Origin of the sequence: Moraxella sp. K1664, assembly GCF_039693965.1 — a bacterium.
Lineage (GTDB): Bacteria > Pseudomonadota > Gammaproteobacteria > Pseudomonadales > Moraxellaceae > Moraxella.
The window spans coordinates 426,189-440,459 of the sequence record NZ_CP155576.1; the positions used below are offsets into that span (position 1 = coordinate 426,189).

General features: G+C 43.5%; 16 protein-coding genes. 1 reads left to right on the forward strand and 15 read right to left on the reverse strand.

Features of this window, described 5'->3' with window-relative positions:
* Positions 1–5 precede the first annotated feature (5 nt).
* A complete protein-coding gene (coaD, locus tag AAHK14_RS02315; RefSeq protein WP_062498941.1) occupies positions 6–491 on the reverse strand; it encodes a pantetheine-phosphate adenylyltransferase in 486 nt (161 codons plus the stop codon).
* A gap of 128 nt (positions 492–619) precedes the next feature.
* Complete coding sequence (gene nfsA / locus AAHK14_RS02320) at positions 620–1,402, reverse strand: oxygen-insensitive NADPH nitroreductase (RefSeq protein WP_065256727.1); 783 nt, start codon at positions 1,400–1,402, stop codon at positions 620–622.
* Between the two features lie 358 nt (positions 1,403–1,760).
* Between nfsA and smpB the strand changes: the two genes are divergently transcribed.
* Positions 1,761–2,228 carry an SsrA-binding protein SmpB gene (smpB, locus tag AAHK14_RS02325; protein WP_062499996.1) on the forward strand — a complete coding sequence of 156 codons (468 nt, stop codon included), beginning with the start codon at positions 1,761–1,763 and terminating at the stop codon, positions 2,226–2,228.
* A gap of 92 nt (positions 2,229–2,320) precedes the next feature.
* Here smpB and AAHK14_RS02330 read toward each other — a convergent pair whose 3' ends face one another.
* From AAHK14_RS02330 to cysM, 13 genes are all read right to left on the reverse strand, one after another.
* Positions 2,321–3,625, reverse strand: a complete 1,305-nt coding sequence (locus AAHK14_RS02330; RefSeq protein WP_065256728.1) for a hypothetical protein — start codon at positions 3,623–3,625, stop codon at positions 2,321–2,323.
* A gap of 2 nt (positions 3,626–3,627) precedes the next feature.
* Positions 3,628–4,845 (reverse strand): AAA family ATPase, encoded by a 1,218-nt coding sequence (locus tag AAHK14_RS02335; protein ID WP_065256729.1) that lies wholly within the window; start codon positions 4,843–4,845, stop codon positions 3,628–3,630.
* Between the two features lie 9 nt (positions 4,846–4,854).
* Positions 4,855–5,481, reverse strand: a complete 627-nt coding sequence (locus tag AAHK14_RS02340) for a hypothetical protein (protein WP_065256730.1) — start codon at positions 5,479–5,481, stop codon at positions 4,855–4,857.
* Between the two features lie 53 nt (positions 5,482–5,534).
* Entirely contained in the window at positions 5,535–6,056 is a 522-nt protein-coding gene (infC, locus tag AAHK14_RS02345; protein WP_065256731.1) for a translation initiation factor IF-3, read from the reverse strand.
* Positions 6,057–6,167: 111 nt separating this feature from the next.
* On the reverse strand, positions 6,168–6,686 hold the full coding sequence (locus AAHK14_RS02350; protein WP_065256732.1) for a hypothetical protein: 519 nt from the start codon (positions 6,684–6,686) through the stop codon (positions 6,168–6,170).
* A 16-nt stretch (positions 6,687–6,702) separates the two neighbouring features.
* Positions 6,703–7,104 carry a hypothetical protein gene (locus AAHK14_RS02355; protein WP_065256733.1) on the reverse strand — a complete coding sequence of 134 codons (402 nt, stop codon included), beginning with the start codon at positions 7,102–7,104 and terminating at the stop codon, positions 6,703–6,705.
* A gap of 213 nt (positions 7,105–7,317) precedes the next feature.
* Entirely contained in the window at positions 7,318–7,641 is a 324-nt protein-coding gene (locus tag AAHK14_RS02360) for a hypothetical protein (protein ID WP_065274053.1), read from the reverse strand.
* A 154-nt stretch (positions 7,642–7,795) separates the two neighbouring features.
* Positions 7,796–8,824, reverse strand: a complete 1,029-nt coding sequence (locus AAHK14_RS02365) for an IS110 family transposase (protein ID WP_083108321.1) — start codon at positions 8,822–8,824, stop codon at positions 7,796–7,798.
* Between the two features lie 281 nt (positions 8,825–9,105).
* Positions 9,106–11,034 (reverse strand): threonine--tRNA ligase, encoded by a 1,929-nt coding sequence (gene thrS / locus AAHK14_RS02370; protein WP_065256579.1) that lies wholly within the window; start codon positions 11,032–11,034, stop codon positions 9,106–9,108.
* Between the two features lie 156 nt (positions 11,035–11,190).
* Positions 11,191–11,754 carry an RNA 2'-phosphotransferase gene (locus AAHK14_RS02375; protein ID WP_227514752.1) on the reverse strand — a complete coding sequence of 188 codons (564 nt, stop codon included), beginning with the start codon at positions 11,752–11,754 and terminating at the stop codon, positions 11,191–11,193.
* 24 nt (positions 11,755–11,778) lie between these two features.
* Positions 11,779–12,552, reverse strand: a complete 774-nt coding sequence (locus tag AAHK14_RS02380; RefSeq protein ID WP_065256577.1) for a 3'-5' exonuclease — start codon at positions 12,550–12,552, stop codon at positions 11,779–11,781.
* A 31-nt stretch (positions 12,553–12,583) separates the two neighbouring features.
* On the reverse strand, positions 12,584–13,219 hold the full coding sequence (locus AAHK14_RS02385) for a tetratricopeptide repeat protein (RefSeq protein ID WP_065256576.1): 636 nt from the start codon (positions 13,217–13,219) through the stop codon (positions 12,584–12,586).
* Positions 13,220–13,286: 67 nt separating this feature from the next.
* Positions 13,287–14,204: a cysteine synthase CysM gene (cysM, locus tag AAHK14_RS02390; RefSeq protein ID WP_065256581.1), complete on the reverse strand. Its 918-nt coding sequence runs from the start codon at positions 14,202–14,204 to the stop codon at positions 13,287–13,289.
* Positions 14,205–14,271: the final 67 nt, after the last annotated feature.

A 14,271-nucleotide genomic window follows, 5' to 3' on the forward strand; every position in this document is an offset into this window, starting at 1 on the left:
ACGCCTTACCCACCGAACTTTTTGGCAAAGCCGTCAAGCACACAAGACGGCACGAACTTTGAGACATCGCCACCGAGTTTTGCCACTTCTCGCACGAGCGTGGACGAGACGAACGAATACTCTTGGGCAGGGGTCAAAAACACCGCTTCAAAGCTCTCATCTAGGCTACGGTTCATGTTGGCAAGCCCAAATTCATACTCAAAATCACTCACCGCACGCAGTCCCCGAATTACCGCCACCGCATTTTGTTCTTTGACAAAATCCACCAGTAGCCCTTCAAAACCGACCACTGATACCCGTTCATTGTCCTTAAAAATTTCCTGTACCAGTGCCACTCGTTCATCAAAGCTAAATAACGGCTTTTTGTGATGAGCGAACGCCACCGAGATGATGACTTCATCAAAGATTTTTAAGGCACGATTGACAAGGTCAATGTGTCCGTTGGTAATGGGGTCAAAGGTGCCGGGGTATAGGGCTTTTTTTGGAGTCATGGCGTTTGATGATTTGGTAAATAAGTAAAAAGTGCTTATGGTAGCAAATTTTTGGCGGTTTTGGGGATTTTATTTTAAATTTTTATAAAAAAGAAAAAGCCGAACTGTTGTCCGACTTTTTGGTTTGCTTAACGTTTAGCAAAACCTTGCGATTGCAAATAATCTAACATAAACGGACGCACGTCCCCGCCAAAGGTCTCGGCGATTTGGGCCCTCCAGTCCAGCTCCAAACCACGACCGCCATAGTAGGCTTTAACTTCATCATTATAAGCGGATAACACGTCATCGCTAGGGGTTTGATAGGTATCAGTTGAGACGATGACATCTAGCGGTAGGCGTGGGCGTTGTGATTGGTTGATTTTAGAGTCCCAGTCAGGGTGTCCTAGACATAGCCCAAACAGTGGTACGACGTGTTTTGGCAGAGCCAACAACTCGCCTGCTCGCTGAATGTCGTTACGCAGTGAACCGATATAGACCCCGCCCAATCCTAGACTCTCTGCCGTTGCCAGCATATTTTGAGCCATGAGAGCCGAGTCAATCGCCCCGATAAGCATGACTTCTGTCCAGTCGGTATTGACATCGGCAAGGGCATGATGACGATAAGCGTCCATACAAAACACCAAATACTCGGCACAGTCTTCGACATAGCCATGCCCCAATCGCTTACCTTGGGCTAACAATTCGTTATATTTGTCTTCGCTTAGGTTGTTGGAGATTTGGCGAAATGCCGTCCGCTTTGCCTTATCACGCACACGCACCACGCTCACCGCTTGTAGGTAGCTTGATGTTGAGACGGCACGCCCTGCTTCTAAGATAGCAGTTAGCATTTCATCAGAGATTGGTTCACCGGTGTATTTACGTACCGAGCGGTGATTTAGCAAGGTTTCTAGGGTTGGTTTTGAGTCTAACATGGCAAATCCTATGATGATAAATTTGCCTTATCTTATCAAGTATTACCCCCAAAGGCAAATGCTGTTTTATTGGACAAATGTAACAGGGGCGTGGGTTTGTTTGTAATTATCCACCAAATCTCTTATAATGGGTAGGGCATGCCTACCCTTGATAACATTCTTATAAAATAAGGTAAAAATTTAACGCTTTAATCCATTTTTGCATGAAAAATGGCTAAATCTTGTTTTTCTACGTCAAAATCCTTGTTGATATTCTAATATCAACGGCGGACTTTTCCTTGAAAAACGTGCGATTTTTCCTATTTTTCATTGCAAATACCAAAGGCAGGCACGCCCTAGACAATATTGAGATATAAATATGGCAAAAAAACCGTCAAACCAAATCTGTGCCAACAAAAAAGCCCGCCACGAATACTTTATCGAAGAGACCTTTGAAGCAGGTCTATCACTTGAAGGCTGGGAAGTCAAATCAATACGAGCAGGCAAAATGGCAATCACGGACGCTTATGTGATTTTTAAAAATGGCGAAGCGTTCTTGTTCGGGGCTCACATTCAGCCCCTACTGACCAGCTCCACGCACATCAACCCTGACAATATCCGCACCCGCAAACTGCTTTTGCACCGCAAGCAGATTGATAAACTCTTTGGCATGGTCAATCAAAAAGGCTATGCGGTCGTCCCTTTGTCCTGCTACTGGAAAGGCAGTCGGGTCAAATGCGAAATCGCCCTAGCCAAAGGTAAAAAACTCCACGACAAACGAGCCACACTCAAAGAACGTGATTGGCAAATGGATAAAAAACGTGGCTTTAAGGCGGACATGAGATAAATAAAGGGCGTGTTGCCCTTTATTTGTGTTGGGCTGGTTGCTTTTTGACAATTTATGACAAGGTCTTTATAAGCACTAAAGTTGGCATGATGTTAGTAATGACTTGGTGGGTGTGACACATTATTTGCATTTGAACCTGCGAGCGTACACGCTCGCCTTAAATGCTCCACCTCTTGACTGCGAGCATAGGCATCAAGGATAAACTGCTGATTCACATAAGTTTCTGGTACCACAAGATGGGTGGCACTATGAACACCTGAACCGCCAGACAGATTTAACCCCATAATATTCTTGATATTCTCTAATGTTTTATCGGTATTTGCATCTCCAAAACCTCCCTTGCACCTAAAATTCCCACTTTGACATTCACACTCAGGCTTGTTATTGACATTACTAAAGAACTCATGTCCAATCAGTACATCCTCCATCTTAAAGATTGGGGGGCTACCAACCGATGATACAGTACTGGTATCGCCAGTGTACACAATCGCTCTTGGTATCGTCTGCCCATAGACCTGCCAATGAACCGTTCTATCACTATGCAAGTACAGCACCATAGGCTCGCCAGCAGTGTCAAGATGAACGTTAAAAGTCCCGTCTTTATTGGTTGTTTTGTGAGTCGAAGCACTATAAAGGCTTACATGGGCAGGCAGATTTAGCTCACTTAGTGCTTTACCAATATTCGATGAGTTATACGTTCTCACAACTGGCATTAAGGCCAAGATAAAATTAGTAGAATGCCACTCATTGGCAAACTCCACCTCAAGCACATACTCACCCTTTTTTAAAAATATGGGGGCTTCTTTGAGTGAATCTTTACTTTCTGTTAATATCCTACCGTCAATCATCACCCTTGCATTCGCCCATGAAATTCTTTTGTATAATTCATACATGCCATCCTCGGGCACTTTAATCCTGCCTATCCAATACGCACCAAACGATTCTGAGGGAATGTTGTGAAAATCACTATAAGAATAGTCTATTTCTATATTAGGCACATTTTCTTTATGGACAACCACTGCAGGATTATTGGTATTCACATAATACGCATCAAATCCTGTGCTGGGGATTTGTTTGGCGGGGTTTAGCGTGCTACGCCAAGTATTTTTAGCAAGGGGTAGGTCATTTATTGAGGGTGGCTGATCTGCCTTGGGCAATGGCGTGACTGGCGTGCTGTTCAAAGAAGCTGAAGTTGCCCCACCAGAGTTTAGGGGCAGTGATACCTGAGCCGAGCTTGTTTGGCTGGCGTTCATGGCTCGCTGATTCTTTATGACGATAAAAAAGCCAATAGCAATCAATACACCCAAACAAGCTGTCACATATACCAAGACTCTAAATGCCTTTGAGTGCGACCACAAAGAATCTTCTATATAACCATCAGAATGACGAACTCTCATAATTAGTAATGTCGCTCTATAAAGGTCTCAGCCTTGATTTCGCCATCTTCTATGTATAGCTGAACGGTATCATATCTACCTTCTTTGGCGGAAATCAGAGCATCGGCAATCGACTCCTCCAAGAGCCTTACAACATCACGACTGCTTGCAACATGACCCATCTTTTTATAACGCCCCATCATGTCAATGATAATCTGAGGGTCAATACCTTGACCTGCTACTTTTAGCCCGTATCCATTTATCATACGCTCAATCTCTAAGGCAATCACACGTGCCACATCCAACCCACTAAATGGCGAGAACACAAAAATTCTATCAATGCGATTTAAGACCTCTGGGGCAAAGCCCTGCTCTCTTAGTGTTGCCACCGAGGCACTTCTTAAGGCATCAGGGTCGTGATGTAGGCTTTTATGCAAGTGAGCCAGGGCATCTGTTGCGGCATTAGATGTCAAAATAAAAATAGCTTCGCTTGTGCTAATCTGCTTTCCATCTGAGGCCTCAGTAATAAAACCATCATTCCATGCGGTTAAGAAATTCTTTAAAACATCAGGATGTGCTTTTTCAATCTCATCAAGCAATACCACCGCCTTGGGAAAATCTCTAAGCCCTGCAGTCAATGCCCCATAAGTAGTAGAACCCACATAACCCCTTGTCATCCCAAACAACTGAGACGCACTAAATGCTCCTGCAGCATATTGGGTCATGTCAAAATGAAGTAATTTTCTCTCTAAGAGTTTTGCCAACACCTTTGCTAAATAAGTTTTTCCCGTGCCGGGCGGCCCTGCAAACAAAAATACACCAATAGGCTTATCTCTCTGCGAAAGTGCCATTCTACGTCTTAGCTGGGCGGCAAGATCCGAGCAGACATGATTCTGCCCAATAACCTTGGCTTGCAAATCTTTATTTAACTGCTCAGCATTAATAATGACCGCTTCTTTATCAAGAGCAATGGCAGCCTCTTCAATGGTTTGCAGATTACTTAACCTATCTAATACATCCACAGGAACTATCCTATATACAAAATCTGGCACATCATCATGCCAATGTTTATAAGTTGCCCAAATTAAAAAAAGCAACACAACAAACAACATCAGCAAATACCATCGCCCAAATATCAAAATAATCAATGCCACGTTTAACACTTTGGGGGCGAATTGCAAAATCATGATAAGAATCATGACCGCAAACATTAGTGGCATATATCGGTAAAGGGTATTCATGATGATGTATTAAAATAAGTCAATCTCTATGATATCCCCTGGACTTAACACAGGAGAAGAGACAGGTTGCCCTGACGACATAAATGCCAAGGTAATGCCACCACCACCATCATTAATACCAGCCAGTTTGGCAGGTTGTCCTACCTTGATAGGCACATATATCGTTTGGGGGGCATTGGTTAGATTTACTGTTTGTATGGTACCCAACGATGCAAACTGAACCACATCTCCATCTTGATCCAAATCATCCCACATGGTTATCTCAGCCACTCTAATGTTGCCATATTCAGATGCCTGAGCCATCATGTCAGATAACAACGCACCGTTCATGCTAGGGATATTTGGCAGTATTTGCATGCTTTGCTCAGCGTCATAAACCTGCACGTCTAGCCTATTAATTTTATCCATGTTATCTGCACGTGCCTGTATTTCTCGATCAGATAAACTGTCACCACCACCTGCAAAAGGAAAGCCAACCCCATCAACCCATTTGGTCAGACCAAATCCACCAAAACCAATCACAGCCATTGCTAGCATGACTGATGAAAGATAGGATTTTTTGCTGGTTTTGGCGTGCTTGCCACTTCTAGACTGGGGTGATATGATGGGTTTATCAGGCTTGGGTATGGGAGTCATTAATAATCCTTGACTGGTACTAAATTAGCCTGTCAAAAGACAGGCTAAAAATCTCACTTCTTCTTAGCAGGTCCTAGGAGCATACCCATTTGACGACCTTCCACTTTGGGGGCTTGCTCTACGCTGGCTATCTCTTCGGTATCTTTGATGATACGTTCAAGTTGGGCTCGTCCAATCTCTTGGTGGCTCATCTCACGTCCACGAAAACGAATAGAGACCTTGACTTTGTCTTTGTCTTCTAGGAATTCAACGATTTTACGCAATTTGACCTGATAATCCGCTTCTTCGGTACCAGGGCGTAGCTTGATTTCTTTGACTTGGGTCTGTTTTTGGTTCTTTTTGGCTTCTTTGGCTTTTTGCTTTTGTTCGTACAAATAGCGTTTGTAATCCATGATTTTGCAGACGGGTGGTTTTGCGTCTGGCACAATCTCAACCAAGTCCAGATTGTTTTCACGAGCGGTCTCTAATGCCTGTTTTAGGCTGACCACGCCAAGCTGTTCGCCGTCTGCCTGTACTAGGCGGACTTCTTTGGCACGAATGTCTTCATTGACATTTAGACGATTTGACGGTTTAATGGGTCATACTCCAAATAAAAAGATAGACCCTTATTTTACTTAAAAATTGTGGGGATTTCAAGGGGGATTTTTGTAAGCAGGGTGATTTAAAAATACTGGTCGCTCCTTGGCTCACTCTGATTTGTTATGCTTTTTTATGAAAAAAGTTAAACTGTCAATAACCCACTCCTTATTTTCTTTAATCGTTACTCCTATCCCGATATCATAATTTTCGGTAGTTTTTTGATAAAAAATATTCATTAAAGGGTAGGGATTACCGAGTAATTCATAGTCTTGACCCCTTAGAACATCATCAAAATTTTTTACTTCAAATCTTGGGTCTATATCTAATATTAAAGATTGTGAAAAATCAGAATTTCTAAGTTCAATTTTATTAACAAAAGAATATTTAGAGTTATTGGTAATTATGGGGGTGTAGTAACAGATATGATACACGCCACTTTCACAACTTTCTTCAAGTTGGCTATTAAAATACTGCTCTAATTGCGGTTTTGAATAACTTGACATGGTAGAAAAATCATCGATGATTGTTAAGACGGTGTCAAGATTTTGATTATCGCCAGTATTGGCAAAACCTTGTCCGCTCATTGTCATCAGTGTACACAAAACAGCGATTTTAATACTTTTCATAAAACACCTTGATTTTTTAAAATAAATTCTCATCAGCACACACCCTAACATCAATTTTAGCACTGCTTTTGTTTTTGGTGGTAAAAGAAATGCTATGCAAGCCCGTTATGGTTGGCTCATATAGATAAATTGTGGGATAAAAATCAATCAGCTCTCCCACGCTCGTTAGGGGCTTTTGGTTTGGGTCTGTGATATGAATGTTGATTTTGGTGTTGCTTTGAATTTGAAAGCTTAATTGTTGACTGTCGGTAAGTGCTAATACAAAAGTTTGATTTGGTTTTTTGCCAACTTTTGTATTAAAATCATGGCAAGTTTCGCCTTTGGGAAATATGATTTGTATGGGTTTGGCGGTATTGGCAAAACTTTGACTGCTTATGGCAAGCAAGGCACAAACAGCAACCGCTTTTAATACTTTCATAAAATGTCCTTAAAAATGAATTGGCTTTATGGTAGCATAGAATTAAAAGCAAAGATAGGGGGATTTATTGGCATTTTTAATTAACTATGCCTTTGGGTGGATTTGTAGGGGCAAATTACATTTGCCCTGTGATAAAATGTTGATTTTTGGGCGAATGTGATTCCCCCCTACATATTTATCCATAATATTGTAAAATAACAACATCACAATTGCCTATCTTTTAAAATAAGTTAAATTATCGGTTGTCGCTTTTTCATTCAATGACTGATAAAATTTATCATCATCAATATAGCCGATACCACCACTTAAATTTGCTATTTCTTTATCATAATCAATCAGATAATGAATATTGACACCGCCCCAAATTGCTACACTGGTTTTTAAATCCAAAATATCAAACCATTGATTATGAATAAAAATACGTTCAATGCCTGCAAGGTCATAATCAGCAATTGGTATGCCGTGTAAGCATAGTTTGTTGTTTACGGTAGAATTATTAATTAGCATACAATGATCAAATTTAATAGCTTCTTTCATGGTACACTCTACAAAATGAAAAAGTGCTACGGTTTCCGTTCGTGGTGAGCCTGTCGAACCATGACGGAAACCGACCCTTCGACAAGCTCAGATACCATGATACCCCACCTAAGTCAATGGTTTTTTAAGTATCTGGTATCTAGTATCTTACAAACTAACTTAAAGATACTTGTTGCTCAAAGGATGTTTGGGTTTTGATAACACCAAAACAGATATGTACCAATTTACGCATACAAGCACATAAGGCTTGCATTTTGGTTTTACCGTTTTGTTGTAATCGTTCATAAAATGCCTTAATGGTGCTATTATAACGAATGGCACTCATTGCAGACATATACAGCTTAGCACGCAAAGAGACTTGCCCTTGTTTGGACAGTTTGGTTGCTCCCTTAAAGACACCTGACTGTCTTTGTTTGGGTATTAAGCCTAAAAACGAAGCCATCTGTGAGGCTTTTTTAAATTGTTTGGTATGTATTAAGCATACCACTTCTTTGGCAATAACAGAACCAATACCGTCAATGGTTTCAAGTAAGGTTTTGTCTTGCTTTAAACTTGGTTGTTTGTCAACAAAGTCATCAATGTCTTTGGTGAGTTTGGCAATTTCCTCTTGAAGGACACTGATGACTGTTTGCATGGATGCTTTAACCAAATCGGGCAGATTGGGTGATAAGAGCAACTCTTGTCGGTTTTGCTCTCGTTGCAAATCTTCTTTGAGTGCTTCTAAGCGAGCCAATAGAGCTTTTAGCTGTTTGGCTTCAATGCTAGGTGCTACCCAAACCTCAGGCTTGTGGCTATAACCATACCTTGATAAAATAATGCTGTCTTTTTTATCAGTTTTATGGATTACCCCCAAACTGTCTGCAAATTTGCGGACATAGTTAGGATTGACAATGCTTTGCTTGATATTATTATCATCAAGAAACTCACTTAGGTGTTCATGATAAACCCCTGTTGCTTCTAGGATGATGTGTAGCTCATCAAGATGATTGCTGACATTGGTTTTTAACCAAGCAAGCAGTAAATCAAAGCCTGCTTTGTTGTTGTTAAAAACCTTGGTTTTTACTTTATTTGTGCTTGGGTTTATAAATGCAACATCAAACTTTGCTTTGCTGATGTCTATGCCAATATAGTGTATCATCTGTCTCTTGCCTTGTTTATGCAGTGTCTGTTTTAATAAACGCACTTAGATACCATTCAGAGTTAAGATGACAAGCAAAGGACACCATCTGAGCACCAGTGTTAAGACACTAAGGGCGAACCCGTGTTCTCTTTGCTTGTATAACCCAACAACATTCTAGCAGATAATCTAGGTTTGGTGTTGGGTTGATACAAGGGCGAACGGTTTCCGTAGTAAAATTCAATTTTGTTAGCTGTAATATGAATTTTATAAAGAAATTGGAAATTTTATTCAAACTTAGTAAAAAACCCACTCAATTTCTTGAATGGGTTTTTATTTAAAATAACTTACTCCGCCTTCACTTCAACCCTTCCCTTCTTCTCAATCGCCCCATTTAACACTTTGACAAAGTCATCAAGCGACATACTTCCCAAATTCTTGCCTTCACGGGTGCGGACATTGACCGTGCCACTCTCCACTTCTTTATCACCCAAAATCAGCATGAACGGAATGCGTTCTAAGGTGCGTTCACGAATTTTAAAGCCAATTTTTTCGTTACGCAAATCGCTCACGGCACGATAACCCTTGGCATTTAGCTTGGCGACCACGTCATTCACGCTGTCCGCTTGCTTATCGGTGATGTTCATCACAACCGCTTGGGTTGGGGCAAGCCATGCTGGGAAAAAGCCTGCATAATGTTCAATCAAAATGCCGATAAAACGCTCAAATGACCCCAAAATCGCACGGTGGAGCATGACAGGGCGTTCGCGTTCGCCCGATTCGCCCACAAATTCAGCATCCAAGCGCTCTGGCAAGTTAAAATCAAGCTGTAATGTGCCACACTGCCACACACGCCCTAGGCAGTCTTTTAGGCTAAATTCAATCTTAGGGCCATAAAACGCCCCTTCGCCTGCTTGTAGCTCCCAGTCAAGCCCTGCTTCGTCCAATGCGTCCGCTAGGTCTTTTTCTGCCAAGTCCCACAGCTCATCAGAGCCGACACGCTTTTCGGGGCGGGTGGAGAGTTTCATGGCGATGTTATCAAAGCCAAAATCCTTGTACACGTCAAGCGTTAATTTAATAAAATCAAGGGCTTCGGAGCGGATTTGAGCATTGGTACAAAAGATGTGAGCGTCATCTTGGGTAAAGCCACGCACACGCATAATCCCATGCAACGCCCCAGACGGCTCGTTGCGGTGGCATGAACCGAATTCGGCAAGGCGTAAGGGCAAATCACGGTAGGATTTTAGCCCTTGATTAAATACCTGCACATGGCAAGGGCAGTTCATGGGCTTAATGGCATAATCACGGTTTTCAGACGATGTGGTGAACATATTCTCGGCATAGTTTTCCCAATGCCCAGAACGCTCCCACAGGCTTCTGTCCACGACTTGTGGCGTTTTGATTTCAAGATAGCCGTTATCCTTTTGGATTTTACGCATATACTGTTCTAGCACTTGCCAAATCGTCCAGCCGTTGGGGTGCCAAAACACCATACCGGGGGCTTGCTCTTGTAAGTGGAATAGCCCTAGCTGTTTGCCGATTTTGCGGTGGTCTCGCTTTTCGGCTTCTTCTATGCGTTTGATGTAGGCTTGCAAGTCTTTTTTGTCCGCCCACGCTGTGCCGTAGATACGTTGTAATTGCTCGTTTTTGGCATCGCCTCGCCAGTACGCACCGCTCATCTTGGTTAGGGCAAATGCCTTTAAAAAGCGAGTGTTGGGGACGTGCGGGCCTCGGCACATATCAATGTATTCTTGATGATAATATAGTCCCATGTGCGTTTCATCAGGCATATCTTCGACTAGGCGAAGTTTGTAAGTTTCGCCACGCTCCGAGAAGGTTTTGATGACCTCATCTCGTGGGGTCATTTTTTTAATCACATCATAATCTTGGTCAATGAGCTTTTTCATACGCTCCTCAATTGCCTTCATGTCCTCAGGCGTAAAGGGGCGTTCGCTATAGATGTCATAATAAAAGCCGTCCTCGATGACGGGTCCTATGACCATTTTGACCTCAGGGTAGAGCTGTTTGACGGCATGACCGAGCAAGTGGGCACAGGAGTGGCGGATAATCTCCACGCCCTCGGGATTTTTTGGGGTGATAATCTCTACGGTAGCGTCTGTTGTGATAGGGTCGCAGGCATCTACAAGCTGACCGTTTACACGCCCTGCCACGGTGGCTTTGGCAAGTCCTGCACCGATGTTTTGGGCGATTTGCATGACGGTGGTATGTCCGTCAAATTGTCTGATACTGCCGTCTGGCAAAGTAATGGCTACCATAGGATTCTCCTAGATGTGGCGTTGGTAGTGATATTTGTTACAATCAAATATATAACCGCTACCATGGATTGGTTTAAAAAGAAAAGTGCATACAAGGCACTTTTTGGGTAAAGGGGCTATTATAACAAAAAATTGGCGGTATGGCTATGTAAACCGTTAATACCCACCAAAATCAATATACCCCACCGCCACAGACTCCGTTAGCCATACGCCATTTTCGGCTTGATAAAAGACATGACCCTCTGCGTGCATTTTGGCGGTGTCAATCGTCAAAACCACCGCCTTGCCGTGCCTTGCCCCCACCTTTGTGGCGGTGTCGCTGTCGGCAGATAAGTGAACATAATGGCGAGACCCTGCGGTCAAGCCGTGCTGTTTTATGCTGTCAAGTGACTTAACTGCCGTGCCGTGATACAGTACGCTTGGCGGAGTTTGTGGTTCATAGTGGCGTTTGACGCTGGGGTGTGAATGCCCTTGCACCGCCCGTATTTGCGTGCCGTCATCGGATATTTGGTATCGCTGTTTGTCATTACTTGCCACGACCGATAATAATTGAGCGTGGTCAAAATGCTTGCCAAACTCACAAGCATTTTTAATCAGTGTCTCAATGTCGGTATAACCCTGCTCATCAAGCACAATGCCAATCAGTTCAGGTTTGTGTCGCAATACCCGACTTAAAAATCGGCTGACTTCTTTATCATTCATACCGGCTTTCTCGTGCATATCAGGCAATCTCACCCCAAAACATCATTGTCGCCACGCATCCAAAAACTCGGCATGACGTACCACCTCGCCATCTTTGATTTGGCTTAATTTATCATAAGTGAGTGCTTCATAATGAGCGACCACATCAGGGCTAAACCTGCCTGTTAAAAGTTGCCATCTTAGATAGATAAGCCATGTGTTTAGCACGTCCGATTCACAGTAGGTGGTCAGTTTGCCCCATTGCCCTGCCTTGACCATCGGCACAACCTGCGAGCCGTCAATTTCGCCCTTGCCAGCAAATCCGCACAGACTGGCAATGGTGTCTAGCTTTTGTTTGTTGCCATAATTACCCAGTGATAATTTATCCATCAAATCAATGTGAGCATCGCCATATTTATACAGATAATTGGGCGATTGGCTATTAAAGAGCGTGGGGGCGGTCAGCTTATGGTGCAAGGCACGATAGAGCATGACGGGCAAATCAAACCCTGCCCCATTCCATGACACGAGCGTGGGAGCGGGTTTTTGATTAAATGCCCTAAAAAAGGTCGTCAAAATCTCCGCCTCACTCATCTGGTGCAGACTTAGGGATTTTAAGCTAAATTTATCCTCACTCACCCATAAAAAGGACAAACAAGCGATTTTATGCAAAGGCAGTCGCATAAAGGCATTGCCTGCTTCTGCTTCCCTAATGGCGGTCAGAGCCGTCTGGGCATCATCATCGGACAGCGTGGCAATCTCGGGGTAGAGCAGTCGCCCTGTGTCAAGGTCGGGAATGGTTTCGATATCAAAAATGAGAATTGGTGCAGTTGCCATAAATACTCCTTTTTATTGGGTATTTTGTTGCTTAACGGTTCAATCGAGCAAGCTCTTTTAAATAATCGCAAGCGGTTTGTTCGTCATTATCACAGGCTTTTTGATACCAATGCTTTGCCCATTTATCGCTTTGTTTTACGCCTTGCCCATTTAGATAGCGATTGCCCAGATATAGTTGGGCGGCTGGGTTGTTTTGATTGGCAGATTTTCGATACCAATAGACCGCCTTTTCATAGTCCACAGGCACGCCATTTCCTTGAAAATACAGCACGCCCAAGTTTAGCTCGGCATGGGCAAAACCCTGATTGGCGGACAACTCCAACCAATAACGTGCTTTGTCAAAATCTTGGGCTACGCCTGTGCCTTTATAATAAAACTCGCCCATGCGGTATTGGGATTTTGCCACGCCTTGCTCGGCAGATTTTTGACACCAATATATCATGCGGTCGGCATTGGGATTGTGAAGGTGCGTTTGGGCAGTAACTTCACACAAAAAAGCCTGTGCGTCTTTGTCGCCTTGCTCGGCTTTTATTTGGATTTCGTGGTCATCGCCATTGCCGTATGCCATGACTTTGTAATTGGCGTGAGCAAAGACACAACTACCCAACCCAACTAGGCACAGTGCAATTTTGGCATAAGATTTAACGACATCAAATGGATAAAGCATAAATCACTCCGTGTTTAACAAATGATTGGGCGTAAACACACCCAAAACCATAAAACCAGCCCTGCTTTTACACCCCAAACAGCCCCGTAGACAGGTATCTATCCCCCCTATCACAGACGATAAAGACAATCACGGCTTTGGGGTCGTTTGCCTTGATTTGTTTGGCGATTTGGTAACTTGCAAAGCCTGCCCCACCGCTTGATACCCCACAAAATATCCCCTCCGTGCGTGCCAAGGCTCGCATATAGTGTTCGGCATCTGTTTGGTCAATATCCATAATCGTATCCACCCACGATTTATCAAAAATCTTGGGCAAATATTCAGGCTCCCAACGGCGTATCCCTGCGATGTTTGAGCCGTCTGACGGTTGTAAACCAATCACTTGAATATCAGGGTTTTTTTCTTTTAAAAAGCGAGACACGCCCATAATCGTGCCTGTCGTCCCCATACTGCTGACAAAATGCGTAATCCGTCCGCCTGTCTGCTCCCAAATCTCAGGGGCGGTGGTTTTGTAGTGGGCTTGCCAGTTGTCGTCATTGTTAAATTGGTCAAGGACAATCCCTTTGCCGTCCGCTTGCATGGCAAGTGCCATATCACGAGCCATTTCCATATTGTCCGCTTCTATCAAGGTCGCTCCATAGGCACGCATGGCGTCTTTACGCTCTTGGGTGGAGTTGGACGGCATGATAAGGGTCATCTTGTAGCCGAGCATGGCGGACACCATGGCAAGGGCAATACCTGTATTACCGCTTGTGGCTTCGATGAGCGTGTCGCCTTGTTTGATTTGCCCCCGTTTTTGGGCCTCACTTATCATATTAAAGGCGGGACGGTCTTTGACGGAGCCTGCGGGGTTATTACCTTCTAATTTGGCAAAAATATCAGCGTTTACGTCTGTGGCAAGGCGTGTCAAACGGACAAGGGGCGTGTTACCAACGGTGTGGGACAGGGTACGGTTTAGGGCGTTTGGGGCAATCAAATCAGTCATGGCTAGGTAGTCATCTGTATAATAAAATGGCGACATTATAGCACAAACGGATTTTTACCGTTAAATT

Bases quoted from the DNA above. Each gene is read 5' to 3' on its own strand.
- AAHK14_RS02355 (WP_065256733.1), bottom strand. From the start codon at position 7,104: ATGAAAGTATTAAAAGCGGTTGCTGTTTGTGCCTTGCTTGCCATAAGC.
- AAHK14_RS02385 (WP_065256576.1), bottom strand. From the start codon at position 13,219: ATGCTTTATCCATTTGATGTCGTTAAATCTTATGCCAAAATTGCACTG.
- AAHK14_RS02335 (WP_065256729.1), bottom strand. From the start codon at position 4,845: ATGAATACCCTTTACCGATATATGCCACTAATGTTTGCGGTCATGATT.
- smpB (WP_062499996.1), top strand. From the start codon at position 1,761: ATGGCAAAAAAACCGTCAAACCAAATCTGTGCCAACAAAAAAGCCCGC.
- nfsA (WP_065256727.1), bottom strand. From the start codon at position 1,402: ATGTTAGACTCAAAACCAACCCTAGAAACCTTGCTAAATCACCGCTCG.
- AAHK14_RS02340 (WP_065256730.1), bottom strand. From the start codon at position 5,481: ATGACTCCCATACCCAAGCCTGATAAACCCATCATATCACCCCAGTCT.
- cysM (WP_065256581.1), bottom strand. From the start codon at position 14,204: ATGACTGATTTGATTGCCCCAAACGCCCTAAACCGTACCCTGTCCCAC.
- AAHK14_RS02380 (WP_065256577.1), bottom strand. From the start codon at position 12,552: ATGGCAACTGCACCAATTCTCATTTTTGATATCGAAACCATTCCCGAC.
- AAHK14_RS02330 (WP_065256728.1), bottom strand. From the start codon at position 3,625: ATGAGAGTTCGTCATTCTGATGGTTATATAGAAGATTCTTTGTGGTCG.
- AAHK14_RS02350 (WP_065256732.1), bottom strand. From the start codon at position 6,686: ATGAAAAGTATTAAAATCGCTGTTTTGTGTACACTGATGACAATGAGC.
- AAHK14_RS02375 (WP_227514752.1), bottom strand. From the start codon at position 11,754: ATGCACGAGAAAGCCGGTATGAATGATAAAGAAGTCAGCCGATTTTTA.
- AAHK14_RS02360 (WP_065274053.1), bottom strand. From the start codon at position 7,641: ATGAAAGAAGCTATTAAATTTGATCATTGTATGCTAATTAATAATTCT.
- coaD (WP_062498941.1), bottom strand. From the start codon at position 491: ATGACTCCAAAAAAAGCCCTATACCCCGGCACCTTTGACCCCATTACC.
- thrS (WP_065256579.1), bottom strand. From the start codon at position 11,034: ATGGTAGCCATTACTTTGCCAGACGGCAGTATCAGACAATTTGACGGA.